Raw genomic sequence first — 25423 nt, 5'->3', positions numbered from 1 at the left:
ACCGTCCTCCTCCCTCGCCCGGCTCAGCATGAGCCTCCCCGCCGAACTCTTCCGCCAGCTCGATGAAATGGTGGAGGATCGGGGGCTCCCCTCGCGCTCGCAGCTGATCGCCGAGCTGATCCGCGACGAACTCGCCGAGCAGAGCGCCGCCTCGCGCCCCGAGGAGATGCTCGCGGGCACGATCACGCTGGTCTATCGCGCGGATCTCGGCCGGGTGCGCCACCAGCTGGCGCAGACCCAGGCGGAGTATCTGAAGGAGGTCATCTCCTCGCAGCACGTGTTTTTAGAGGACGATCAGTCGCTCGAGGTGCTGCTGGTCCAGGGGCCGGCGCGCCGGCTGCGCGACCTGTGCGATGCGCTGCGCAAGGTGCGCGGCGTGCAGCAACTGCGCCTCTTCACCACCACCGCGCTGCTGCCCCCGCTCCACGAGCAGGACGAGGCGGCAGCCCCAACCGGGAGCAAGGCGGCATGAGCATTCTCGCCGACCCCAATGCCGCGCGCGACCATGCGCGTGCGATGGCCGGCACCGTCGTCGAGGCGATGCCGATCCTGCCGCCCCGGGCGGACGATCTGCCCGCAGGCGTCTCCGCCGACGATTGCGTCTGGGAAGAGACGATCGCCGCCGGCGGCTATGCCAGCCGCGTGCTGGCGCGCGGCACCCGGCTGCGGCTGATCGACCTGCAGGGCGATGCGTGTGTGTCGCTCGAGCTGTTCAACGCCGCGATGCCGACCGAGCGGCTCAATGTCGCCGATACGGTGAAGGTGCAGTGGAACGCCTATCTCGGCGAGGGCAGCCTGTTCCTCTCGGACATGGGCCGCGTGCTCGCCAGCATCGAGAGCGATGCCGCGGGCACGCACGACGCGTTCTGTGGCGCCTCCAACGCCGCGTCGAACGCGCGCCGCTATGGCGACGGCAGCAATTCGGGGCCGTTTCCCAACGCCCGCGACCGGCTGCTGCTCGGTGCCGCCAAGCACGGCCTCGCCCGCCGCGACGTGCATCCGTGCGTCAACCTGTTCAAGGGCGTCCGCATCGCCGCCGACGGCACCACCGAACCGCAGCTAGGCCCCTTCGCACCCGGCCGCGCGCTGGTGCTCCGCGCCGAGATGGACCTGATCGTCGTGCTCGCCAACTGCCCGCACGTCCTCGATCCGCGCCCCTGGACGGTCACGCCGCTGCGCGCCACCGCCTGGCGCGGCCCGGTCACCGCGGAGAACGATCCGATCCGCAACGCGACGCCCGAGCGGCAGCGCGCCTTCCTCAACACCGAAGACTGGGTTCGCCGCTGATGGAACAGGACGTAGCGCTCGCCGGCCTCACCGGCCGGGTGATCCATGACGAGACCGTCCCCGCCCGCGCGCCCTGGCTGCACCGGGTGAAGGCGGGCGAAACGCTCCGCGTCGTCGATCTCGAAGGCAATCAGGCGGTCGATTTCCTCCTGTATGCGACGCACGACGATGCCGAGCGCTACAGCGCGCAGGACACGATCGCGGCGCAGGCCAATATCTTCCTGCGCACCGGCAGCGTGCTGCGCTCGAACGAGGGCCGGCCGATGATGACGATCACCGCGACGGCGGTCGAGTATCACGACACGATCGGCGGCGCCTGCTCCTGCGAGTCCAACACGCTGCGCTATGGCCATTTCACCAAGGCACAGCACGCCTGTGTCGACAATTTCCTCGAGGCCAATCTCCGCGACGGCCGGGGCAAGCGCGACATCGTGTCGAACGTCAATTTCTTCATGAACGTGCCGGTCGAGGCCGATGGTGCGCTGGGCATCGTCGACGGCATCTCGGCGCCCGGCCTTACCGTGGACCTGCGCGCAGAAATGGATGTGACCGTGGTCGTTTCGAATTGCCCGCAGATCAACAATCCCTGCAACGGCTTCAATCCCACCCCCGTCCGCATGATCGTCACCGCATGAGCGGCGTGCGCACCGTCCTGATCGCCAATCGCGGGGCGATCGCCTGCCGGATCATCCGCACGCTCAAGACAATGGGCATCCGCTCGGTCGCCGTCTTCTCCGACGCCGACGAAGCCTCGCGCCATGTCGCGCTCGCCGACATCGCGGTGCGGATCGGCCCGGGCCCGGCGGCGGAAAGCTATCTCGACGTCGCCCGCATCCTCGCGGCCGCCAGGGATACCGGCGCCGACGCGATCCACCCCGGCTATGGCTTCCTCTCCGAGAACGCTGCCTTCGCCGAGGCCTGCGAGGCCGCCGGCATCGCCTTCATCGGCCCGACCCCCGACAGCATCCGCGCCTTCGGCCTCAAGCACAGCGCCCGTGCGCTCGCCGAGGCGGAGAACGTCCCCCTCGCCCCCGGCACCGGCCTGCTCGACAGCGTCGAGGCCGCGCTCGAAGCGGCCGAGCGCATCGGCTATCCGGTGATGCTCAAGGCGACCGCGGGCGGCGGCGGCATCGGCATGCGCGTCTGCACCGACGAACAGGCGGTGCGCGACGGCTATGCCGCGGTGGCGCGGCTGGGCGCGGGCAATTTCGGCGATGCCGGGCTGTTCCTCGAACGCTTCGTGCCGCGCGCGCGCCATGTCGAGGTGCAGATCTTCGGCGATGGCCAGGGCCGCGTCGTCGCGCTCGGCGAGCGCGACTGCTCGCTCCAGCGCCGCAACCAGAAGGTGGTCGAAGAAGCCCCCGCCCCCCACCTCCCCGAGCGCGTCCGTGCCGCGCTGATCGAGGCGGCGGTGCGGCTGGGCCAGGCGGCCAATTATCGCTCAGCCGGCACGGTCGAGTTCCTCTACGATCCCGCGCGCGAGGACTGGTTCTTCCTCGAAGTGAACACGCGGCTGCAGGTCGAGCACGGCGTTACCGAGGAAGTGACCGGCGTTGATCTGGTCGAGTGGATGGTGCGCGGCGCGGGCGGCGACTACAGCTTCCTCGACACCCCCGTCCCCGCCCCCAAGGGCTGGTCGATCCAGGCGCGGCTCTATGCCGAGGATCCGGCGGTCGACTTCCGCCCCGCCTCGGGCACACTCACCGACGTCGCCTTCCCGGAGGGCGTCCGCGTCGAGAGCTGGGTGGAATCGGGCAGCGCCGTTTCCTCCTTCTACGATCCGATGCTCGCCAAGCTGATCGTGCACGGCGAGGACCGCGAGTCCGCCGTCGCCGCAATGCAGGCGGCGCTCGACGGCACCCGCTTCGCCGGCATCGAGACCAATGTTCGCTGGCTGCGCGACGTGGCCCGAAGCGAGGATTTCGTCACCGGCGACGTCTCGACGCGGTCGCTCGAAACCGTGGTCCATCGCCCGCAGAGCATCGTCGTCCGCTCGGCCGGCACCGCGACCAGCGTGCAGGATTATCCCGGCCGCGTCGGCCTGTGGGACATCGGCGTGCCGCCCTCCGGCCCGATGGACACGCGTGCCTTCCGCCTCGGCAACATGCTCCTCGGCAACGACAGCACCGCGCCCGGGCTGGAGATGACCGCCACCGGCCCCACGCTCGTGTTCAATACCGCGACCCGCATCGTCCTCACCGGCGCCGACTTCGCCGCGACGCTCGACGGCAAGCCGGTCGAACGCAACAAGCCCGTCGCCATCGCCGAGGGCCAGACGCTCGCGCTCGGCCGAGTCACGGGCGGCGGCATGCGCGGCTATATCCTGTTCGCCGGCGGGCTCGACGTGCCGAGCTATCTCGGCAGCGCCAGCACCTTCGATCTCGGCGAGTTCGGCGGCCATGGCGGCCGCGTGCTCCGCGTCGGCGACACGCTGCACCTCACCGATCATGCGCCCGCAGTGATCCCCGGCCCGCGCACGGTCCCGCAGGAGCAGCTCGGCCCCGACTGGACGATCCGCGTCCTCTACGGCCCGCACGGCGCCCCCGATTTCTTCGCGCCGGAGGATGTCGACACGATCCTCACGGCCGAGTGGAAGGTCCATTACAACAGCAACCGCACCGGCGTGCGGCTCGTCGGCCCCAAACCGCACTGGGCACGCAAGGATGGCGGCGAGGCGGGGCTCCACCCCTCCAACATCCACGACAATCCCTATGCGATCGGCGCGCTGGATTTCACCGGCGACATGCCGATCATCCTCGGCCCGGACGGTCCCTCGCTCGGCGGCTTCGTCTGCCCGTTCGTGGTGATCGCGGCGGACCTGTGGAAGGTCGGTCAGCTCGCCCCGGGCGACCGCATCCAGTTCGAGCAAGTCAGCCTCGACGAAGCCGATGCCGCAGCAGCGGCCGAAGAAGCCTGGATCGAGGGCCGCCCCGCCACCGCGACCAGCCCCGCCAAGGGCGGCGGCCGCGATGCGATCCTGGTCGACCTGCCCGCCAAGGGCCGCCGCCCGCGCGTGCTGTTCCGCCGCCAGGGCGATCGCAACCTGCTGGTCGAATATGGCCCGATCACGCTCGACCTCGAGCTGCGCTTGCGCGTCCATGCCGCGACCACCGCGCTCGCCGAGCTCGCGCTGCCGGGCATCCTCGACATCGTGCCGGGCATCCGCTCCTTCCAGGTGCATATCGACGGCATCCGCCTGAAGGAGGCGGCGCTGATCGAGCGGCTGACCGCGATCGAAGACGCCCTCGGCGATCTCGAGGACTTCGTCATCCCCTCGCGCATCGTCCACCTGCCGCTCAGCTGGAACGACCCCGCGATCCACGAGACCATCCAGCGCTATATGCGCGTGGTCCGCGACGACGCGCCCTGGTGCCCGGACAATATCGAGTTCATCCGCCGCGCCAACGGGCTCGAAAGCGCCGGGGAGGTCCACCGGATCATCTTCGACGCCAGCTACCTCGTCTACGGTCTGGGCGACGTGTATCTCGGCGCGCCGGTCGCCACCCCGATCGACCCGCGCCACCGGCTCGTCACCACCAAGTACAACCCTGCCCGCACCTGGACGCCGCCCAACGTCGTCGGCATCGGCGGGGCGTACATGTGCATCTATGGCATGGAGGGTCCGGGCGGCTACCAGCTGTTCGGCCGCACCATCCAGGTGTGGAACACGTACCGGCAGACCGGCGCCTTCGCCGAAGGCAAGCCGTGGCTGCTCCGCTTCTTCGACCAGATCCGCTTCTTCCCGGTCAGCCATGAAGAGCTGACCGAATGGCGCCGCGACTTCCCGCTGGGGCGGCGCGAAATCAAGATCGAGGAGACCGAGTTCCGGCTCTCCGACTATCGCGAATTCCTCGCCGAAAACGCCCGCTCGATCGCCGCGTTCGAGAAGCAGCGCAACGCCGCCTTTGCGGCCGAGCGCGCCGATTGGGAACGCAAGGGCGAGTTCGACCGTGTCGCCAGCCTCACCGAAACCGCCGATGACAGCGCAGACGAAGCCGTGACGGTGCCCGAGGGTGCCGAGCTGGTCGAAGCGCCGTTCGGCGGCAGCGTGTGGAAGCTGCTCAAGGAAGTCGGCGACGCGATCGACGCGGGCGAGACCATCGCCGTGCTCGAAGCGATGAAGATGGAGTTTCCGGTGACCAGCCCGGCAGCGGGCACGGTGGCGGCGCTCTATGTCGCCGAGCGGCAGACGGTCACCCCGGGTTCGCCGGTGCTGGCGCTGGTGCGGGCATGACGGCGCTCGACCGGCTCTCGGTCGCGGGCATTGCCGCCGAGGTACAGGCGGGGCGGCGCAGCGCGGTCGCGGTGATCGAGGACGTGCTGGCCCGGCTCGATGCCTATGATGCGATCCAGCCGGCGGTGTGGATCTCGCGCTTCGAACCCGCTGCACTCCGCGCCGCTGCGGCTGCGGTGGATGCCCGCGTCGCCGCAGGCGAGACGCTGCCGCTGGCCGGCGTGCCCTTCGCGGTGAAGGACAATATCGACCTGGCGGGCCTCCCCACCACCGCCGCCTGCCCCGCCTTCGCCTATCAGCCCGAATACTCGGCCACCGTGGTCGCGAAGCTGGTCGCTGCCGGGGCGATCCCGGTCGGCAAGGCCAATCTCGACCAGTTCGCCACGGGGCTGAACGGCACGCGCAGCCCCTATGGCATCCCGCGCAATGCCTATAACCGCGCCTGGGTGAGCGGCGGCTCCAGCTCGGGTTCGGCCGTGGCGGTCGCCGCCGGACTCGTCGCCTTCGCGCTCGGGACCGACACCGCCGGCTCGGGGCGTGTGCCCGCCGCGTTCAACCATCTCGTCGGGCTCAAGCCGAGCAAGGGCCGCTGGAGCAGCACCGGCCTGGTCCCCGCCTGCCGCACGCTCGACTGCATCACCGTCTTCGCCGGCACCACCGAGGATGCCGCGCTCGTCGACAGCATCGCCGCCGGCTTCGACGCGACGGACTCGCTCTCTCGCGCGCTGCCGGACGTGCCCCGCGCCCGCCGCCGCATCGGCGTGCCCCGCGCGGAGCAATGCCGCTGGTTCGGCGACATCGAGTCCGAGTTTCTCTACCATCAGGCACTCGCCGGCCTCGATGCCGAACTGGTCGAGATCGACCTAGCCCCGCTCGATGAAGCCGCCCGGCTGCTCTATGACGGCCCCTGGGTCGCCGAGCGCACCGCCGCGCTGCAGGGCCTGCTGCGCGACAACCCGCGCGCGATCCACCCGGTGGTGCGCGAGATCGTCGAGGGCGGCTTCGGCTACAGCGCGATCGACGCGTTCAACGGCGCCTATCGCCTCGCCGAATTGGCCCGCATCGCCGAGGCGATGTGGGACCAGGTCGACCTGCTCGCCCTGCCCACCGCGCCGACCAGCTACCGCGTGGCGGAGATGCTCGCCGAGCCGATCCGGCTCAACGCAAGCCTCGGCGCCTATACCAATTTCGTGAATCTGCTCGACATGGCCGCCATCGCCGTGCCCACCGGCAGCTATGCCAGCGGCGTCGGCTTCGGCGTGACGCTGATGGGCCCGGCGGGCACCGATCGCGCGCTGCTCGACGCGGCACACGCATTTTTCCCCGCGCCGGCATCCCCGCCGCCGCTGGACCTGGAGGGACGGATGGAAACGGTGAAGCTCGCGGTCGTAGGCGCCCATCTCGAAGACATGCCGCTCCACTGGCAGCTGACCTCGCGCGAGGCCAGGTTCGTCACCGCCACCACCACCGCGCCGACCTACAAGCTCTACGCCATGGCCGAAAGCGTGCCGCCCAAGCCCGCGCTGGTCCATAGCGAGGACGGCGCCGCGATCGCGCTGGAAGTCTACGAGCTCGACATGGCCGCGTTCGGCAGCTTCGTGGCGGAAGTGCCCCCGCCGCTCGCGATCGGCACGGTGACGCTCGCCGACGGCAGCATGGTTAAGGGCTTCGTCGCCGAACCGCGCGCGATGACCGGCGCCGAGGACATCACCGCGCTCGGCGGCTGGCGCGCCTATATCGCGCGGGGCTGAGCGCCCTCAGTCGTTGGGCCGCGCGGGCACCGGATAGACGATGAAGTCCGCGTGCCGGTCCACCACCGGCACCGGGCCCGCCTTCGCCACCGCCGCGCGCAGTTCCTCGATCACGGCGGCCGCCAGCGGTAGCACATGCTCGTCGGCATGCACCGGCGCTTCCATCCCGTAATCCTTGCCCGGCGTCGTCGTCATCTCGATATGCGCGCCGAGCAGCGCCCGGATCGGGTGCGTCTTGGCAAACGCCGCCAGTCGCTCCGCACTCGCGCGAAAATCGTCGAAATGGTTGCGCGGCACGTACAGCCGCCCCGGATAGAGCATGTCGCCCGAGAACAGCAGCCGCGTGCGCACATCATAGACCATGATGTGCGCCGGCTGGTGCCCCGGCGTCGCCAGCACATCGAGCACCCGCCCGCCCAGATCGAACCGGGCCACGTCACGCGGCCAATCGGCGAAGTGGAAAAAGGCCGCCACCTCGGCAGGCTTGAGTCCGACGACGTCGGTATTCGGCCGGTCGCGGAACTCGGCATCGCCCGCATGATGGTCGCCATGCCCATGCGAATGCGCGACGACAAGCCGGATCGGCCGCCCGCCATGCCTCGCCCGCCACTCCGCGATCACCCGGTCCACCGTCGGCCGGATCTTCAACCCGCCTGCCCCCGTATCGAGCAACAGCGCGCGGTCCCGCCCGAACAGCAGATAGAGGAACGGCGCCTCGAAATTGGTCTTCACCGATTGGCGGATCACGAAGGTGTCGCGGTCGATCGCCTGCACCTGCGTTTCCGGCTCGCGCGCGTCCGTACCGTTGATCCACGGCGCGAACGCCAGCGGCTTCGGGTCGGCCGCGCCGAGCAGCAGGAAAGCGCCGAGCGCGAGCGAGAAGCGGCGTTGGAAGCGGGTCATGCGCCGCATGCTGCGGCACCGAACCGGGCCGAACAACCCGCGAAATCGGCCGCTACGTCAAACGACTTACGGCGCCAATGCCCCGTTTCGGTCATCTTCCGATCATCGGAATCACGGGCGAGGACCGGGCGCGACCATGGATGCAGCTGTACCGACCAACTTCGAAACGACCGGCGTGCAGGGCGGCCCGGTCAAGCGCTTCATCTTCACCTGGTTCCAGCCGGCGGTGCTGCTCGCGATGGTGCTGTTCTGGACGCTGGCGCCGGATTCGATCGCCAAGGCCTCGGTCGCGGTCGGCATCGGCATCGTGTTCAAGCTCTGCCTGCTCGGCATGGAGCGGATCAGCGAGCGCCACCGCCACTGGCGGCTGACCTGGAAGGAACTCGCCAGCGATCTCTTCTATGTCGGCATGAGCTACACGCTGATCAAATATGCCGGCAAGCAGTTCGGCGACGATGCGATCATCGACGCGATCAAGCATTATTTCCATATCAAGACCGCATGGGCCGGCCAGATCCCGATCCTGTTCCAGGCGCTCGCCATTCTGCTGATCTTCGATTTCTGCCAATATTGGATGCATCGCGGCATGCACAACTGGTACCCGCTGTGGCTGACGCACGCGCCCCACCACCACATCACCCAGCTGAACGCGCTCAAGGGCTCGGTCGGCAACCCCATCGAGCTGTTCCTGATCGGTCTCAGCCTGGGCGGCTTCTTCGACTTCCTGCCGCGCGCCGCGCTGCTCGCCGGCGGCATCGGCATGGCGATCGGCGCCTATACCCATGCCAATATCCGCTTCAACACGCCGCGCTGGTGGTCCTTCCTGTTCAACACGGTCGAGCATCACAGCCTGCACCACTCGCCCGATTACGACAGCAGCCGGACCAACTACGCCAACACCTTCATCTTCATCGACCGGATCTTCGGTACCTGCCGCGATTCCGAGGCCGCCCATGTCGGGCTCGACGATTGCCGCCGGCTGGGGATCAAGGAACAGATGGTCTACCCGTTCCGGCCGCTGGTCGGCTGGGTCAAGCAGCTGCGCGCCCCGCGCCTGCCCGACGCGGTAGCCGCCGAATGAGCTGGCTGCGCGCGATCGACTGGATCTGGCACGTTCGCGGCACGCTGGCGCTGCCCTCGCGGCCGAACTCCTTCACGGCGCTGGAGCCCGTCTTCGAGGAGCGCGGCACCACGCTGGAGCGGAGCCTCGACACGCTGGTGTTCCACAAGGACAATCCGGACTCGCAGGACAAGCTCGCCTCGTTCGAGCATGGCACGCTGCAATTCGTCGAGACCGAGCGAGGCCCGGCGCTCCGCTACGACCTGACCAGCCATCCGCTGCTCTGGTGCTTCCTTGCCCCCGCCCCCTTCGCCGCGCTCGCCTATGCCGCGCAGCCGATGCGCATTCCCGGCTATGTCTTCGCCGGCATTTTCGCGGCGCTGTACCTCGCCGGCCGCATCATCGAGCAGCGCAACGCCCACAAGCTGTTCCGCGAGCGCCTGCTCGGCGCCGACACCGCCGCGGCGGTGCCGGCCTGACAGTGCTCAGGGTCGCTGGAAGGTCCAGCGACCCGCATCGCTCGCCGGATCGAACGGCATCAGTGCCGGCGTGCTCCGTCCGATCGCGACCAGCGCCTTGGGGTGCTTGGCATCGGCCTGCGCCTTGGGCTGGATGCGGTAGCTGCCATCGGTCAGCTGGTCGATCCGCCACAGCTGCTCGGCCGCGCCGGTAAAGGCGGGCACGGCCTGCACGCTGCCTTCGGGCCCTACCGCCAGCGCACGCTCGGTGCCTGCGATCAGGATCTTGTAATAGGGCGCGCCGAACGCCCCGCCCGCGCCTTCCGCCGGCGCGATCGACCAGAGCTGGTGCGCGCGGATCATGTAATCGCCAAGGTCGACTTCGATCGCGCCTTCGGGCCAGCTTACCCGATTCTCGGCGAGCGTCTGGTTCGGGATGGGGCCGGTAGGGTCACCCGGCCTGGCGAAGAAGCTGCGGCGGGCATCGAACGGCATGCGGACGAAATCCACCGCCAGCTCCAGCGCCCCGCCACCGCGCTCGGACTGGATCTCATAGGTCCCGGCCACCAGATTTTCGCCCGTCACCGGCCAGCCATCCTTCCACAGCAGCGGCAGGATGCCGAGCACGCTGCGCCCGCCACGATCGAGATCCGACTCGTAATGCATCGAGAATTTCTCGACACCCTCGCCCAGGTCGAGCAGCCCGAAATGCCCCGGGCCGTACTGCCGCCCGCGCCCCGCCACGACCAGCTTGCCGCCGCCCTTGAGCAGCGGCACGCCCATATGGTCGACAAAGGGTCCGGTCGGGCTGCGCGACCGACCCACGCGGATATTGTACGAGGAGTTGGGCCCGTCGCAGCAGGTGCCATGGGTGCCGAGCAGATAATACCAGCCGTCGCGGTGCAGCAGCGCGGTCGCTTCCATGTCGATCGCGACGTCGACCGGCTGGCTGCCCGGCATCTTGTCCCCGGTCTTTGGGTCGAGCTCGATCATGCGGATATAGCCGAAATAGGTGCCGTAGCTCAGCCACAGCCGGCCTTCGGCGAAGAGGAAGGCGGGATCGATCGCGTCGGCGGGCTCCAGCCCGTTGGTCGAAGCGACGATGCCGACATCGTGATAGCCGAAATCGGGCGACTTGGGATCGAGCGACCTGGTCCACATCACCTTGACGTTGCTGGCATGGCCGCCGTTCATCCCGCCGCCGCCCACCGCATAGCTCACATAATAGCGGTCGCCGATCTTGATCACGTCGGGCGCGACGCCGCCGCCGGGCCGCTCGCCGCCGCTGCGCCAGGTCCAGCCATCCTCGGACACGAGCCCGCCCCCGCGCGTGCCGAAGGTCCACCAGCGGCCGTCCGAATAGGTGATGGTCGAGGGATCATGGATGAACGGCTCCCCCGCCAGCTGGGCGGAGGCGGCCTGGGGCTGGGCGAGCAGGAACAGCGCGGCGAGCGGCAGCGTGGAGAGCTTCATGGCGTTCCTCACTTCACGTCGATGGTGATGTCGCGGATCGGCTTGCCGGTCTCGTCGACGAAGCGGGCGCAGAAATCGCTGAGGCCGGGGCCGTTGATCACCGCGCCGCGCAGCACGTTGCGCCCCTTGCGCAGCGTGATCGGGCGCGACAGGACGTCGTCCATCACCATCCGCCGATCGCCATAGAGCCCGGCAACCTCGCTGCCGTTCAGCCACCAGCGCGACGCCGAGTTGGAGCCCATCGCCAGCCGCACGCCGCGCATCTCGCGGGGCGCGTTGATCACGGTCACCGCCCAGAAGATCACGCCATAGGTCGGCTTGCCCAGCCCCTGCGCCAGGTAGAACAGCTTCACGTCGAACAGGCTGGAATCGAGCGCATGCCAGCGCAAGGCACCGGGCGCGCTGTCGCCGTCGCGCGGTACGGTCTCGAACGTGCCCGGATAGGTGCCGGGCGCGATCGCCGCGCGGACATAGCTGGGGGTGAAGCCGGTATTGGTGCGGTTGGGCTTCACCACCGGCTCCAGCAGCAGCCAGCGACGGAGAAAGCCATCGGCATCGGGTGCGATCGGATCGGCGGAGGCCGGGGTGAAATAGGGCGCCAGGCCGGTCGGCGGCGGCAGCGTCTCTTCCACCATGCCGGCGGTCTGCGCGTGGAGCGCTCCCGGCGCGAGCAACGTCCATGCCATCGCGCGCCACAACGCGGCCGATCCGGGCCTGCCCATCGCCAGTGTCTCCTCTCCAGGACGACTCGTCGGCCGCCATTGTTATCGGTAACAACATGGCTAGGCGGCGGCGCGCTGCGCCGTCAACCGGTGAAATGCTTGCAAAGCAGCGGCAGCGGCCGCGCGCGGGTCAGGTCAGAAGCGGAAGCTCACCCACCCCGCCACGAAGTCCGAGCTGGCATAGCCCGCCTTGGTGAGCGCCGGCCCGGCGGCGAAATGCTCGTACCGCCCGGTGAGCGACAGCCGCGGGGTGATGGCCCACACCGCCTGCAAGCGCGCGACATCGGCGGTATGGGAATCGCGGACATTCTGGGTGCCGGCAAAGGGCTGGCCGCTCGCCCGGTACACCGCGTCATGGACATCGGCGCGCCAGGCCCGCTGATACTCCATGTTGAGCCGAAGCTTCGCCGTCGGCGACAGGTTCAGCGTCGGCGCCAGCGCCACCAGGTTGCTCGGCGTGAGGAACAGGCCGTAGCTGTAATAGATGTTGTTGCCGAACGGCGCATAGGCGTTGCGCAGCGTGGCCCCGCCATAGCCGCCGCCGCCGCTGGCATAATCGGCGTGGAAGCCGATCCGCGGCGCGCGCTTGCCGCTGCCGAGCCGGACGTTCTGGGCGAAGAAGCCATGCCAGGCGTCGATCCGCTGGTCGATGAAATGGCCCCATTGGTGGTTGACCGACCAGTCCAGCGTCACCGGCCCCGCCTCGCCCCACACATGCGTGCCCAGATAGTAGCGCGTCGCCGGACCGATCCTTCCGCCCCAGGTGCCCACCGTGTTGCGGCGGCGCCAGAAAAAGGGATCGAAATAGAGCTTGGCGCCGCCCACCCAGGCCTTGGGCACGACGAAGCCCAGGGTCACGCCCGAGAAACGCCGGGCGGGATCGATCACGTCGTCGTCGGTGCCGAGGTCGCCATATTGGGTGGGCTTCAGGTCGAACAGGTCCACCCGCATGGTCTTGCCCCGCGCCCAGGCGCGCACGCCGTTCAACGTGTAGCGAATCGTGTTGTTGTCGCACTGCGAGGTCAGCAGATTGGGCCCGTCGGTGAATTCCTGTCGGCCATAGCGTGCGCCGACATCGATGCCGGCCACCTCGCCCTTGGCCTCGACGAACAGTTGTTGCACCGCCACGTCGTTGCGCAGCGTCGCCGCCGGTGCGCCGAGTTCGACCCCGCTGATGCTGCCATGCGCGATCTCGCCATAGACGCGCAGATGCTCCCCGATATGCACGTCCGCGCCGCCGACCAGCCGGAAGATGTCCTGCCGCTGCGCGCGGCTGTTGCGCAAATTGGGGTTGGTGGTGTGGTTCACCCGCAGCCGCGCCTCGCCGGAAAGCGTGACATAGACGTCGCCGTCGCGCGTCAGCTTCAGGCACTTGAGCGCGTCGATCGGATCGTCGCGCTTGGCGGGGTCGCAGAGCTTGCGCCAGTCCTCCGCCCAGCGCGACAGATTGTAGCCGCCGGTGGTGGCACCGTCGCCGATCGCGGCCGCGGGATAGCCGGCGGTTTCCACGACCTGCGCGGCGGCAGGCATGCTCAGGGCGAGCGCCGAACTGGCGCCCAGAACGCAGGTTACGCTACGCATGGGAACTTCCTTATTCGGCCGGAACGGCGTCGGCAGGGCGCTGGTCGATCCGCAGCGCGCGACCGTGCAGCGCCGCGTCGAGCGCATCGTGATCCAGCCGGCCTTCCCAGCGCGAGACGACCACCGTCGCCACCGCATTGCCGATGAAGTTGGTGAGGCTGCGGCACTCGGACATGAACCGGTCGACACCGAGGATCAGCGCCATGCCCGCCACCGGCACGCTGGGCACGATCGACAGCGTCGCCGCCAGGGTGATGAAGCCCGCGCCTGTCACCCCCGCCGCGCCCTTGGAGGAGAGCATCGCCACGCCCAGCAGCAGCAATTGCTGCTCGATCGAGAGGTGCACGTTGGTCGCCTGCGCGATGAACAGCGCCGCCAGCGTCATGTAGATGTTGGTGCCGTCGAGATTGAACGAATAGCCGGTCGGCACGACCAGGCCGACGATCGTCTTGGGGCAGCCGGCGCGCTCCATCTTCTCGATCAGCGAGGGCAGCGCGCTCTCCGACGAGGAGGTGCCCAGCACCAGCAGCAGTTCCGCCTTCAGATACGCGATCAGCCGGAAGATCGAGAAGCCCGCCATCCACGCGACCGTGCCCAGCACGACGAACACGAACAGCGCCGAGGTGAGGTAGAAGGTGCCGACCAGCATCGCCAGATTGGCGAGCGTGCCGACCCCGTACTTGCCGACGGTGAACGCCATCGCGCCGAAGGCACCGACGGGCGCCGCCTTCATCAGGATCGCGACGACCTTGAACATCGCCAGCGAGATGTCTTCCAGCGCCTGGGTGATCCGCTCGCCGCGATCGCCGACCAGCGCCAGCCCGATGCCGAACAGGATTGCGACGAACAAAGTCTGCAGGATGTTGCCGCCGGTGATCGCGGAGAGGAACGTATCGGGGATGATGCCGAGCAGGAAGCCGGTCAGCGTGCTCTCATGCGCCTTGGCGGCATAGTCGGCGACCTTGCCGGCGTCGAGCGAGGCCGGATCGATGTTGAGCCCCTCGCCCGGTCGAACGACATTGGCCACGACCATGCCGACGACCAGCGCCAGCGTGGAGAAGAACAGGAAATAGCCGAAGGCCTTGGCCGCGACCCGGCCGACCGCCTTGAGGTCGCGCATGCCGGCGATGCCGGTGACGATGGTGAGGAAGATCACCGGCGCGATGATCATCTTGACCAGCTTGATGAAGCCGTCGCCGATCGGCTTGAGCGCCTCGCCGGTGGCGGGGGCGAAATGGCCGATCAGCACACCCGCCACGATCGCGACGAGCACCTGCGCATAGAGATGCCGGTACCAGGGCAGCGCCTTGGCCGGCATCGCGGGCGCGGTATCGTGGGACTGGGCGGGGATACGAACCATCACTTCCTCTCCTTCGGCCTCCGTTGTGCCGGTAGGACTCGATCCCGGCATTCTCGGTCGCGCGGCCCTGCGGAGGAAACAAAAAAAGGAATCTTGATTCGTAGTTTTATTTCAGATGCTTAACCGGATACACCTGCGCCTTCCGGGCAAAAATCGACACAACCCGCCGCGAATAAAGTGCAAAAACTTGCACATCGACCGGCGCTGACGGATAGCGGGTCGGTGACCGATCGTGACTCGCTTGCCGGCTGGCGCTACTGGATCATCGCCGTGCTGATGGCCACGGCGGTCGCTGTTGCCGGGGCATGGATTGCTGGCGCCGGTACCCGCGACGCGCTGATCACCAGCACCCGCACCGGCGCCCAGCTCCGTGCCGCGCTGCTCGACAGCGAAATCGCACGTTTCCGCCTGCTGCCGCTTGCCCTCAGCGATGACAGGCAGGTTGCCGCCACGCTCGCCGGCGCCCCTGCGGGGCCGCTGAATGCAAAGCTCGAGGCGCTTACCCGCACCACCGGCGCCGCCGCGATCTACGTGGTCGGCGCGGACGGGCGCACCCGCGCCGCAAGCAACTGGCGCACCCCGCAAAGCTTCGTCGGATCGGACTATCGGTTCCGCCGCTATTTTCGGGAGGCCCGCGCCCGCGGCGAGGCCAGCCAGTTCGCGCTCGGCACGGTCAGCCGCCATTCGGGCCTGTATCTCGCCCGCCGCACGCCGACCGGCGGCGTGATCGTGGTCAAGCTGGAGTTCGATGCGATCGAGGCGGCATGGCGGCGCGCCGGGGGCGACACCCGGGTCGAGAATGCGGCCGGGCTGGTGCTTGTCGCCAGCGATCCCGGCCTGCGCTTCGCCGTGGCGCGCCCGATCCTGCCGGCGGTGCTCGCGGCGCTCCGGCGCGAGGCGGCGCTGCCCGAAACCTCCGCCCCCGTGCTGCTGCCACCCGCACGGGGCAACCTGGTCGAGGCGAGCGTGCCGACCAGCCAGCCGGGCTGGAGCCTGTCGCTGCGCCGGTCGATCGGCCCGGCGGTCGCCGCCGCGCAGCGCACCGCCGGCCTGGTCGGGTTTTTGGCCGTGCTGGCGCTCGCCGCGCTGATCTGGAGCCTGCGCCAGCGCGCCACGCTCAGCCGTCGCCGCACCTCCGAGCTGGAGGCCGCCGTCGCGGAACGCACCGCCGAGCTCCGCCGCGAGATCGAGGAGCGCGCCGCGATCGAGGCCCGCGCCGCCGATCTGCGCGAGGGACTGCGCCAGGCCAACCGGCTCGCCACCCTCGGCCAGGTCACCGCCAGCGTGGCGCACGAGACCGCCCAGCCGGTCGCCGCGATCCGCACCTATGCCGAAACCAGCGTGCAGCTGCTCGATCAGGGCGCGACCGACATGGTGCGCGACAATCTCGACACGATCCGCCGCCTCAGCGACCGGATCGGATCGGTCACCGCGCAGCTGCGCGGTTTCTCGCGCCGCCAGCCGGGCGAGGTCCGCCCGCTGCCGTTGGCCGAGGTGCTGGACGGCGCGCTGCTGATCCTGAAGGAGCAATTGCGCAACGTGCGGCTGGAGCGACCGGCGATCGGCACGCACCTGCTGGTGATGGGCGGGCGGGTGCGGCTGGAGCAGGTGTTCGTCAACCTGCTGCAGAACGCGACCGAAGCGCTGGCCGGCCGGCCGGACCCGACGATCGCGATCCGCCTCACCCTGGCCGAGGGCCTGGTCTGGGTGCGAATCCACGACAACGGCCCCGGCATCGCGCCCGACATCGCCGCGCGCCTGTTCACGCCCTTCGCCACCAGCCGCAGCAACGGCCTGGGCCTTGGACTGGTGATCTCCAGCGACATCATGACCGAACTGGGCGGCAGCCTGCGCTGGCTGGCGGAGGAACGCGGCGCCTGTTTCGAGCTGGAGCTGCGACGGGCATGACCGTGCCGGTCGCCTTGGTCGATGACGATGCCGATCTTCGCGCGGCGCTCACCCAGCTGCTGACGCTGGCGGGTCATGACGTGCGAATGTTCGTCGACGCGCCGACGGCGCTGGCGGGCATCGACCGCGATTTCGCCGGCGTGGTCGTTACCGACGTGCGGATGCCGGGCATGTCGGGCGTGGACCTCTTCCACCGCCTGCGCTCCGTCGATCCGGAGCTGCCGGTGATCCTGATGACGGGCCATGGCGACGTCGCGATGGCGGTGGACGCGATCAAGGCCGGCGCATGGGACTTCCTCACCAAGCCCTTCCCCGGCGATGCGCTGGCCGCCGCGCTGCAGCGCGCCGGGACCGCCCGCACGCTCGCCCTGGAGAACCGCCGGCTGCGCGAAGCGACGAGCGACGGGGACGCCGCGCTGCTCGGCGAAGCGCCCGCCATTCGGCGGCTGCGCGAAATGGTGCCGGTACTGGCCGATGCCGCGCTCGATCTAGTCCTTGAAGGTGCGACCGGCACCGGCAAGGAAGTCTATGCAAGGCTCGTCCATCGCACGGGTCGCCGTGCGCGCCATCGCTTCCAGGCGGTGGATTGCGCGGCGCTGCCGCCGGGTATCGGCGCCCGCGAGCTGTTCGCCCGGGACGGCCTTGTCGCCCGTGCCGATCGCGGCACGCTGTTCCTCGACCATCTCGATCTGGCCCCGCCCGAGCTGCACCACCGCCTCGCCCAGTTCGCCGAGACGCGCACCGTCGCCACAGAGCAGCGCGATCCCGATCCCGTCGACATACGGATCATCGCGGCGATCGGCGAGGGCGGTGCCGCGGCGCTGCCGCCCGGCCTCTACCATCGGTTGGCCGGCGTGCCGCTGCGCCTGCCGCCGCTGGCAGAGCGGCGCGAGGACGTGCCCCTGCTGTTCGCGCATCTCGCGCTCCAGGCTGCCCGGCGCCACCGTCGCCCCGCCCCGCCGCTGTCGGAGGCGGCGCATGCCGCCGCCATGCGCGACTGGCCCGGCAATGTGCGTGAGCTGGAACGCGCCGCCGAGCGCTTCGTCCTGGGTCTGGAGCCGCCTCCGGCCGCTGCCGCCGCCGCGGCCGTGGAGTGCCGCTCGCTTACCGAACGGCTCGAAGCCTTTGAACGCACGGCAATCCTTGATGCGATCGCCGCCGCAGGGGGCGAGATCCAGGCCGCCATCACCGCCTTGGGGCTGCCCCGCAAGACCTTCTATTATCGGGTCAAGCGGCTCGGAATCGATCTCCGGAGCGCACGCGGACGCTGATGCGCGCCGCCCGGCGGGCGCGGCGGTCGGCAGCAATGCCGATGCTGTCCGCGCATCCATGGCCGGTTGACACCGGTTACCTCAGCGCGCAAGAATAGCGATCGGAGCAGCGGGCAAAGATCCGCCTCCGCAGGAGGGGTGGTCGAGACGCGCGACTCGTCGGGCGAAAAGGCCCTCCCCCGAAAATTCCATGCCGCATGACACGCCGCAGGCGCGCCGCTCGGCATCAGAACAAGCAGGCCCTGCGGGGCGATGGGAGAGAGAAATGGCTGAGGGTTTCGGGGTGCGCGATCGGGCACGTACACGGCAGCTGCGGGGTATTTCCGCGAGCGCGTTGATTTTTGCGCTGGCGACGCCCGCCGCGGCATGGGCACAGGCGGTGCCGGCGGAGGCCCCGGCGGAGGCGGCGCCGATCGCCGATCCGGCGCAGACGGACGCCACCGACAGCGAAATCATCGTAACCGGTTTCCGTCGGTCGCTGGATGCCGCGCTCAACGTCAAGCGCGAGTCGGTGGCGGCGGTGGATGCGATCGTCGCCGAGGATATTGCCAAGTTCCCGGATCAGAACCTCGCCGAATCGCTGCAGCGGATCCCGGGCATCTCGATCCAGCGCGATGCCGGCGAAGGCCGCGCGATCACCGTGCGCGGTCTCGGGGCGCAGTTCACCCGCGTGCGGGTGAACGGCATGGAGACGGTCGCCACGTCGACCGACGGCGCCAGCGCCAATCGCGACCGCGCGTTCGATTTCAACGTCTTCGCGTCGGAGCTGTTCACCTCGATCGTCGTCCACAAGACGGCGGAGGCGTCGCTCGACGAAGGCTCGCTCGGCGCGGTGGTCGATCTGAACACCGGCAACCCGCTGGCGGGCAAGGACGGATTCACCGCGGTCGGTTCCGCGCAGGCGAACTATAACGATCTTTCCAAGAAGCTCCGGCCGCGCCTTGCCGGGCTGCTCTCCTGGAAGAATGCGGCGGGCACCTTCGGCGCCTCGGTCTCCGCCGCGTACAGCAAGACGGACAATCTCGAACTAGGCAACAACACCGTCCGCTGGGCCCAAGCACGATTCGATTCGGTAAACGGCACACCCTGCTTCTACAACAGCGCCACCGGCACGACGCCGGTGCGGAACAGCGGCGGCACTTACCGCTCCAGCGCCGCGTGCGACCGGGCCGCTCTCGCCTTCCACCCGCGCATTCCGCGCTACGGCGAGGTACTCCACGATCGCCAGCGTCTGGGCGTGACCGGCAGCGTCCAGTTCGCGCCGACCGACGCGACAAAGATTTCGATCGACGGCCTCTATTCGCGCTTCAAGGAAAATCGCGAGGAGAAATGGGGCGAGGTGCTGCTGCGCTCCAACGAACGCTCAATCGATCTGCTCAACCCGAGCTATGACAACAAGGGGAACATGGTCTCCGCCACGCTGAACGACGCGTGGGTTCGCACCGAGCATTATCTGCGCCAGTCCGAGACCGAATTCTACCAGATCGGCGGCAGCTGGGACCAGGATCTGACCGACACGCTGCGCTTCACCCTGCTCGGCGGCATCTCCAAGTCGACCGCGGACATTCCGCTTGAGACGACGTTCGTCTTCGACAACCGCACGTCGCAGAATTACAGCTATGACTATAGCGACATGTGGCGGCCGAAGCTGACCTTTGGCACCAGCGTCACGGATCCGGCGAACTTCCAGCTGGCCGAAATTCGCGACCGGCCGTCGAGCGTGATCAACAAGTTTCGCACCGCGCAGCTGCGCACCGAATGGGACGTGACCGACGGCTTCCAACTCAAGGCCGGCGGCGTTTATCGCCGCTTTTCCTTCGATTCGGTGGCCTATACCCGCGACGCGGTGGTATGCCCGACCAGGACCAGCGCGGCGCCGGACGCGGTGCTGGGCACGGTGACCTGCTCGGCGTCTAGCCAGGTTTTCGCACCGGGCGCGGTGTACGGCTTCCCGGCTGCCGGGCTGGGCGAGACGTTCAACCTCGGTAACGCAGGCCAGCCGGCGGGTACGACCAGCACCTTTCTCATCCCCAATATCGATGCCTCGGCGAAATATACCGGCCTTTACAATCGCGCGTTGGCGCCGGATGTCGGCAACATCCGCAGCGTCATCGAGACGGTGAAGGGTGGCTATCTCGAATTCGACGTGAAGGGCGATCTATTCGGCCTGCGCTACGCCGCCAATGCGGGCATGCGCTATGTGCAGACCGGGCAGACCTCCACCGGACTCAACAACGGCGTGCCGGTGACCGTGGATCGCAGCTATGACGATTGGCTGCCGGCGCTGAACGTCGCGCTGTTCCCGGCCGAGAAGGTGATCCTGCGCGGTGCCATCTCCAAGGTGATGACGCGCCCGACGCTGGGCAACCTGACCCCGGGCGGCTCGGTCGACGGCTTCAACTACCGGATCAGCTTCGGCAATCCGCAGCTCGAGCCGTTCCGCGCCACCTCCTATGACCTGGCGGCCGAATGGTATTTCGCACCGCAATCGATCTTCTCCGTCGCGGTGTTCAAGAAGAGCGTCCAGAGCTTCCCGGTGTCGGTGACCACGTCGGGCACCTATGCCTCGACCGGGCTGCCGACCTCGATCATCCCGCCGAGTTCTCCGGCCGCATCCAATCCCGAAGGCCAGATCTGGCAGATCAGCACGATCACCAATGGCACGGGTGCCTCGCTGAAGGGCATGGAAGTGTCCTTCCAGACCGCCTTTCGCTTCCTGCCCGGCTTCCTCAAGAATTTCGGCATGATCGCGAACGCGACCTTCATCGATTCGGATGCCGCCTATACGCAAAGCGGGCCGGCGATCGCGCCGGGCGGGGCCCTCGTCCCGGTGACCCGAACGGAAACGCTCTACGGTCTGTCCAAGCGCGCCTATAACGGCACGCTCTATTACGAGGACAGCCGCTTCAGCGCACGCGGTTCGATCAGCTATCGCGGACCGTACATCGATGGCGGCTCCGGCACCGGCAACATCTTCGAAGGCTATAACGCCTCGCTCAACGTCGATGCGTCGATCCGGTACAAGATTACCCCGAACATCGAAGTCTCGATCGAAGGCACCAACCTAACCGACGATTATCGCGATCGGTACACGGACCTGGATGCCAACCGGAACTATGAGTATAATCACTTCGGCCGCACCTTCCTGATTGGTGCGCGCTTCAAGATGTGAGCGGAATGGCGCACGCCGCGATTGGCTGCGTGCGCTGACCTGCACCGCAGTTCGCTGCGCGACCAGCTTGGCTGCTGACGGCCGGGATGGTTCGCGCGCGAGTCGCGGGTTCTGGTATCGAGGTCCCAGCGAAATCCCGGATCCGGCAGCACTCGAAATGGCGGACTTGTCCTCGGCAGCTCTCGAAATGCCACGGCGGCTGGCCAACGCACATGTGAGCAACGGGCCGCACAAATCTGAAGTGAAATAAAATTGTTCTTATCGTCGTTCTGATCTCAACGTGGCCTAAGATGTGATCGACCAAGCAAATGCCATGTCGATTCCGTCCTATCCCCTGCAAGTTACCGACGCTAAGGTTCGCTTGACGGACAGTGTAGGCAAATGCACTGTTCTCCAATCCGAACAGGGCCGCCAAACAAATATATTCTGCAGGCACATGCCGTACTGACATGGGCAGGGTTATCCCACGTCTGCCACGATCGGGGCGACGCAGGGGCTTCCGACTCGCGCCCAGCCCATAACTCTTGGGGAGGATTGGCGATGTATTTGGATGGCTATCCGGGCGTCTACGTTCAGGAAGTTCCTTCGGGCATTCGGACAATCATCGCAGCGTCGACCTCGACCTTCGCCGTTCTCGGCCATTTTCCACGCGGTCCGGTGGGCAGGCCGGTCAAGGTCACCAGCTGGAACGACGTGGTGCGCACCTTCGGCGACCTCGACCGCCGCTTCGTGGCGCTCTACACGCTGCAGGATTTCTTCCAGCAGGGCGGCGGCTATGCCTGGATTAGCCGCGTTGCTTTCGAACGCCCTACCGCCCTGCTCACCAGCGTGGAACAGGCCATGGTGATCGAAGCCCGCGCGCCGGGCGCGGGCGGCAACACGATAACGGCGGCCATTGCCCTGAACGCCGATGGCAGCTTCAACCTGAGCATCGTCAATGGCGGCGATTCCGCCACGGTATATGCCAATCTCAGCGCAGACCCCGCCTCGCCCCGCTTCGTCGAGCGCATCGTGAACGCGGCCGAGGCGGCCGGAGGATCCCCGCTCGTCCAGGTGCGCAACACCAATTTCCCGCCGGCAGCCACGGCGGCGGCGGCATTGGCAGGCGGTGCCGCAGGTGTCCGTGCCACGCGCACTATCGCCTCGGTGCCCCAGCCCGCGCTGACCTTGCAGGGGCTGGATGGGTGGACGGCGGGCACGCGCGTCGCGGCCACCGCCAACGGCGCCAATTTCGATTTGACCTTCAGCGGCTTCCAGGGCGGGCCGGTGAGCATCGCCGGTCTCACCATCCAGCCCGGCGGCAATTATGTCGCCGATCGGGTGGCGACGGTGGTGGACGGCAATGGCCGGCGGATTGCCGCGGTGGTGCTCAGCCGCAACGCATTGCGCGTGCCGACGGACAATAGCGGCACCGCCCCCGCCACGCTCGCCGCGAACGGCAATGTGGCGGCCTCGGCCGCAGGCCAGCCGGCGGCGGCCGCCGCGACGATCGGGCGCGCGCAGGGCAACGGCAATGCGATGACCGTCTCCGCCGCCAATCCGGGCACTTGGGGCAACGTGCTGCGGGTGGGGATATCCACGGTACCCGGCGGTTTCGACCTGGTCGTCAACGAATATCGCGGGACCGACATCGTTGCCAGCGAGACCTATCGCGGGCTGAGCATCATCCCGGGCGACGCGCAATTCGCCGAAGCCGTGGTCAATCCCGTGTCGCGGCTGATCCGCCTGTCCAACATCAGCGGGGCGCCGCCACGCGCTTCGCGGGACGGCGCGGCGGTGGATCGCCTGACACTCGCCGACCTTACCGCGCTCGGCGGCGGCAGCGACGGCACGCTGCCTGGCGAGCCGGCCTGGGCAACCAACGCCGCGGCGGTGTTCGGCGGCGTATTCGATGCGGCGCAAGGCATCGGCAGCTACGACCAGATCGCCCCCGAATTGTTCAACCTGATGGCGATCCCCGAGGCGCCGCTGATGGCCGATGGCGGCTTCGACACCTACAGCGCCGCCGGCAATTATTGCCGGACTGCCCTTGCCTTCCTGCTCGTCGACCATCCGGCTGCCAATGACCGGGTCGATCTCATCGCTAACTGGGACATTACCGGCCGGCTGGGATCGGACCTCGCGCGCAGCGCCGCGCTTTGCTTCCCGCGGCTCGACAAGGCCGATCCGCTGGGCGGGCGGCGGCAGATGCAGGCGAGCGGCGCAATTGCAGGGCTGATGGCGCGGATCGACGGGCAGCGCGGCGTATGGAAGGCACCGGCCGGTCTCGAAGCATCGATCAGCGGCGCGGTGCCGACGGTGGGAATGACCGACCGCCAACAGGCGGGGCTCAACCGGGCAGGCCTCAACTGCCTGCGCGTCAAGCCCGGCGCGGGGCTGGTGCAATGGGGGGCCCGCACGCTCGCGGGCTCGGACATCCTCGCCAGCGAATGGAAATATGTGCCGGTGCGCCGCACCGCGTTGATGATCGAACAGACGCTGCGCGACTCGCTCGGCTGGGTGGTGTTCGAGCCCAATGACGAAAGCCTGTGGGCGCAGGTGCGGTTGAACGTCGGGGCCTTTCTGCAGTCGCTGTTTGTCCAGGGCGCCTTCCAGGGACGCACCCCGCGCGAGGCCTATCTCGTCAAATGCGACGGCGAGACGACCTCGCAGCAGGACGTGAATGCGGGCATCGTCAACATCCTGGTCGGCTTCGCCCCGCTCAAGCCCGCGGAATTCGTCGTCGTCCGGCTGACGCAGCTCGCCGGCCGCCTCGCCAACTAACAGGGGGACCTGCCATGGCCGGTTTCGTCGTCAACGCGCAGCGTTTTGATCCGTACAAGAGCTTCCGATTCCGCCTCAAATGGGACGGGAAATATGTCGCGGGCGTCTCCAAGGTGAGCGCACTCAAGCGCACCACCGAAGTGGTGGAGCATCGCAACGGCGGCGATCCGACCGCGATGCGCAAATCGCCCGGCAACACCAAGTTCGAACCGCTGACGCTCGAACGCGGCGTGACCCATGACACGGATTTCGAGGCCTGGGCGTCGCTGGTCTGGCAGATCAACAACCCGGCAGGCGCGCAGATCGCGCTGCGCGGGTTTCGCAAGGACCTGCTGCTGGAACTGCACAACGAGGCAGGGCAGGTCGCACTGGTCTACCGCATCTACCGCGCCTGGGTTTCCGAGTTCAGCGCGCTGCCGGAGCTGGACGCGAACGCCAATGCGGTCGCCATCCAGTCGCTGGTCCTGCAGCATGAAGGCTTTGAACGCGACGTCGACGTTGCCGAGCCGACCGAACCCGCGATCGTCTAGGCCAGGCGATGCGCTCCCTCGACGAACAGGTCGCGCTCGCGCTGGTCGAGCAGGGAAGCCGCCTCGCCCCGCTCGATCAGGCGGTGCTGCTCGTCGCAACGCTGGACGGCCTGTCCACCGCCGAGGCCGCCGCGCTCGCCGTCGACCGGCGGGACCGGCTGCTCCTCGACGCGCGCATGACCACGTTCGGCCGGGATATCGGGTTCTTCGCCCGCTGCCCGCAGTGCGGCGAGGGCAACGAGGCCGCGTTCGATCTCGCCATGCTGCCCGATGCTGCGCCCGCCGAGGGCGTGGCGGTGCAGGTCGGCTCGCGAGAGATCCGGCTGCGCGCGCCTAGCAGCGCGGCGATCGCTCGCGCCGTGCTGGCAGCCCGAACCGAGGGGCTACTCGCGGAGATCGCCGGCGACGCGGTCGCAATCGACGATCCCGACCTGGCCAGGGCGGTGGAAGAACTTCTCCCCGCCGCCTTCCCGCTGCTCGACATCCGCTTCACACTGACGTGCAGCGGATGCGAAACCGTGTTCGACACGCGCTTCGACATCGTGCCCTGGCTGTGGCGCGAGATCGAGGGTGTCGCCGCACACGCAATCGATACGGTCGATCGCCTCGCACGTGCCTATGGCTGGACCGAGCGCGAGATCCTGGCGCTGAGCCCCGCGCGGCGACGGCTTTACCTCGCGAAGCTCGTGTCGTGAGCGGGCTGCTCGCCACCCTGTTGGCAGCGGCGCAAGGCAAGGCCGCCGTCGCCACGCATCGCCCGCACGCCCGCTTCGAACCGGCGACCTTCGCTCCCGACGACATCGAGTGGCGCGACCCGACCGAAGCGCCGCCTGCCCTGGATCGTGCCGACGGCGCGGCACCGCCCCCGCGCGCCAGCACGTCCGACGCCCCCGCGACGGCGCCGACACCGGCGCATGCGCCCAGCCGCCGCACGCCGACCGCTGCACCGC

Annotated in this window: 18 protein-coding genes and 1 pseudogene; 14 read left to right on the top strand and 5 right to left on the bottom strand. The window is 68.4% G+C overall.

Annotated elements, in window-relative coordinates:
• The first annotated feature begins 28 nt into the window (after positions 1-28).
• From S2M10_RS06975 to atzF, 5 genes are read left to right on the top strand one after another with little or no spacing between them, the layout of a single operon-like run.
• Positions 29-472 (top strand): CopG family ribbon-helix-helix protein, encoded by a 444-nt coding sequence (locus S2M10_RS06975; protein WP_206364592.1) that lies wholly within the window; start codon positions 29-31, stop codon positions 470-472.
• Entirely contained in the window at positions 469-1287 is an 819-nt protein-coding gene (locus S2M10_RS06970; RefSeq protein WP_168845472.1) for an urea amidolyase associated protein UAAP1, read from the top strand. Before S2M10_RS06975 ends, S2M10_RS06970 begins: the two co-directional genes overlap by 4 nt.
• The gene (locus tag S2M10_RS06965) at positions 1287-1922 is read left to right on the top strand and encodes an urea amidolyase associated protein UAAP2 (protein ID WP_168845471.1); all 636 of its coding nucleotides are present in this window, start codon (positions 1287-1289) and stop codon (positions 1920-1922) included. The genes S2M10_RS06970 and S2M10_RS06965 overlap by 1 nt, the downstream gene beginning before the upstream one ends.
• The gene (gene uca / locus S2M10_RS06960) at positions 1919-5521 is read left to right on the top strand and encodes an urea carboxylase (protein ID WP_168845470.1); all 3603 of its coding nucleotides are present in this window, start codon (positions 1919-1921) and stop codon (positions 5519-5521) included. Before S2M10_RS06965 ends, uca begins: the two co-directional genes overlap by 4 nt.
• Positions 5518-7272, top strand: a complete 1755-nt coding sequence (atzF, locus tag S2M10_RS06955) for an allophanate hydrolase (RefSeq protein ID WP_168845469.1) — start codon at positions 5518-5520, stop codon at positions 7270-7272. Before uca ends, atzF begins: the two co-directional genes overlap by 4 nt.
• Positions 7273-7278: 6 nt before the next feature.
• On the opposite strand, the gene S2M10_RS06950 is transcribed toward atzF, so the two are convergent.
• Positions 7279-8184 carry an MBL fold metallo-hydrolase gene (locus S2M10_RS06950; RefSeq protein ID WP_168845468.1) on the bottom strand — a complete coding sequence of 302 codons (906 nt, stop codon included), beginning with the start codon at positions 8182-8184 and terminating at the stop codon, positions 7279-7281.
• Positions 8185-8311: 127 nt separating this feature from the next.
• Here S2M10_RS06950 and S2M10_RS06945 point away from each other — a divergent pair, with 127 nt between their 5' ends.
• Both S2M10_RS06945 and S2M10_RS06940 read left to right on the top strand, forming a co-directional pair.
• On the top strand, positions 8312-9256 hold the full coding sequence (locus S2M10_RS06945; protein ID WP_168845467.1) for a sterol desaturase family protein: 945 nt from the start codon (positions 8312-8314) through the stop codon (positions 9254-9256).
• On the top strand, positions 9253-9714 hold the full coding sequence (locus S2M10_RS06940) for a hypothetical protein (protein ID WP_168845466.1): 462 nt from the start codon (positions 9253-9255) through the stop codon (positions 9712-9714). The genes S2M10_RS06945 and S2M10_RS06940 overlap by 4 nt, the downstream gene beginning before the upstream one ends.
• A 6-nt stretch (positions 9715-9720) precedes the next feature.
• Here the strand turns inward: S2M10_RS06940 and S2M10_RS06935 are convergent, their stop codons facing one another.
• The 4 genes from S2M10_RS06935 to S2M10_RS06920 form a co-directional block, all read right to left on the bottom strand.
• Complete coding sequence (locus S2M10_RS06935; protein ID WP_168845465.1) at positions 9721-11166, bottom strand: family 43 glycosylhydrolase; 1446 nt, start codon at positions 11164-11166, stop codon at positions 9721-9723.
• Positions 11167-11174: 8 nt separating this feature from the next.
• Positions 11175-11888: an acetylxylan esterase gene (locus S2M10_RS06930; protein WP_247650683.1), complete on the bottom strand. Its 714-nt coding sequence runs from the start codon at positions 11886-11888 to the stop codon at positions 11175-11177.
• A gap of 135 nt (positions 11889-12023) precedes the next feature.
• Entirely contained in the window at positions 12024-13469 is a 1446-nt protein-coding gene (locus S2M10_RS06925; protein WP_168845464.1) for an alginate export family protein, read from the bottom strand.
• A gap of 10 nt (positions 13470-13479) precedes the next feature.
• Positions 13480-14829: a dicarboxylate/amino acid:cation symporter gene (locus S2M10_RS06920; RefSeq protein WP_282098031.1), complete on the bottom strand. Its 1350-nt coding sequence runs from the start codon at positions 14827-14829 to the stop codon at positions 13480-13482.
• Positions 14830-15051: 222 nt separating this feature from the next.
• Between S2M10_RS06920 and S2M10_RS06915 the strand changes: the two genes are divergently transcribed.
• From S2M10_RS06915 to S2M10_RS06885, 7 genes and pseudogenes are all read left to right on the top strand, one after another.
• Positions 15052-16737: an ATP-binding protein gene (locus S2M10_RS06915; protein ID WP_348770543.1), complete on the top strand. Its 1686-nt coding sequence runs from the start codon at positions 15052-15054 to the stop codon at positions 16735-16737.
• Complete coding sequence (locus S2M10_RS06910; protein ID WP_168845463.1) at positions 16734-18008, top strand: sigma-54 dependent transcriptional regulator; 1275 nt, start codon at positions 16734-16736, stop codon at positions 18006-18008. Before S2M10_RS06915 ends, S2M10_RS06910 begins: the two co-directional genes overlap by 4 nt.
• A 265-nt stretch (positions 18009-18273) precedes the next feature.
• A complete protein-coding gene (locus tag S2M10_RS06905; protein WP_168845462.1) occupies positions 18274-21180 on the top strand; it encodes a TonB-dependent receptor in 2907 nt (968 codons plus the stop codon).
• Between the two features lie 540 nt (positions 21181-21720).
• Complete coding sequence (locus tag S2M10_RS06900; protein WP_168845461.1) at positions 21721-23943, top strand: phage tail sheath C-terminal domain-containing protein; 2223 nt, start codon at positions 21721-21723, stop codon at positions 23941-23943.
• 14 nt (positions 23944-23957) lie between these two features.
• The gene (locus tag S2M10_RS06895; protein WP_168845460.1) at positions 23958-24473 is read left to right on the top strand and encodes a phage tail protein; all 516 of its coding nucleotides are present in this window, start codon (positions 23958-23960) and stop codon (positions 24471-24473) included.
• An 8-nt stretch (positions 24474-24481) separates the two neighbouring features.
• Positions 24482-25168, top strand: coding sequence for a hypothetical protein (locus S2M10_RS06890; protein WP_168845459.1), 687 nt, complete (start codon positions 24482-24484; stop codon positions 25166-25168).
• Between the two features lie 20 nt (positions 25169-25188).
• A pseudogene (locus S2M10_RS06885) lies at positions 25189-25423 on the top strand (hypothetical protein); the annotation flags it as partial.

Origin of the sequence: Sphingomonas sp. S2M10 (genome assembly GCF_012650175.1) — a bacterium.
Lineage (GTDB): Bacteria > Pseudomonadota > Alphaproteobacteria > Sphingomonadales > Sphingomonadaceae > Sphingomonas.
The sequence above is the reverse complement of the archived record's forward strand: the minus strand, read 5'-3'. Positions and strand labels throughout refer to the sequence as shown.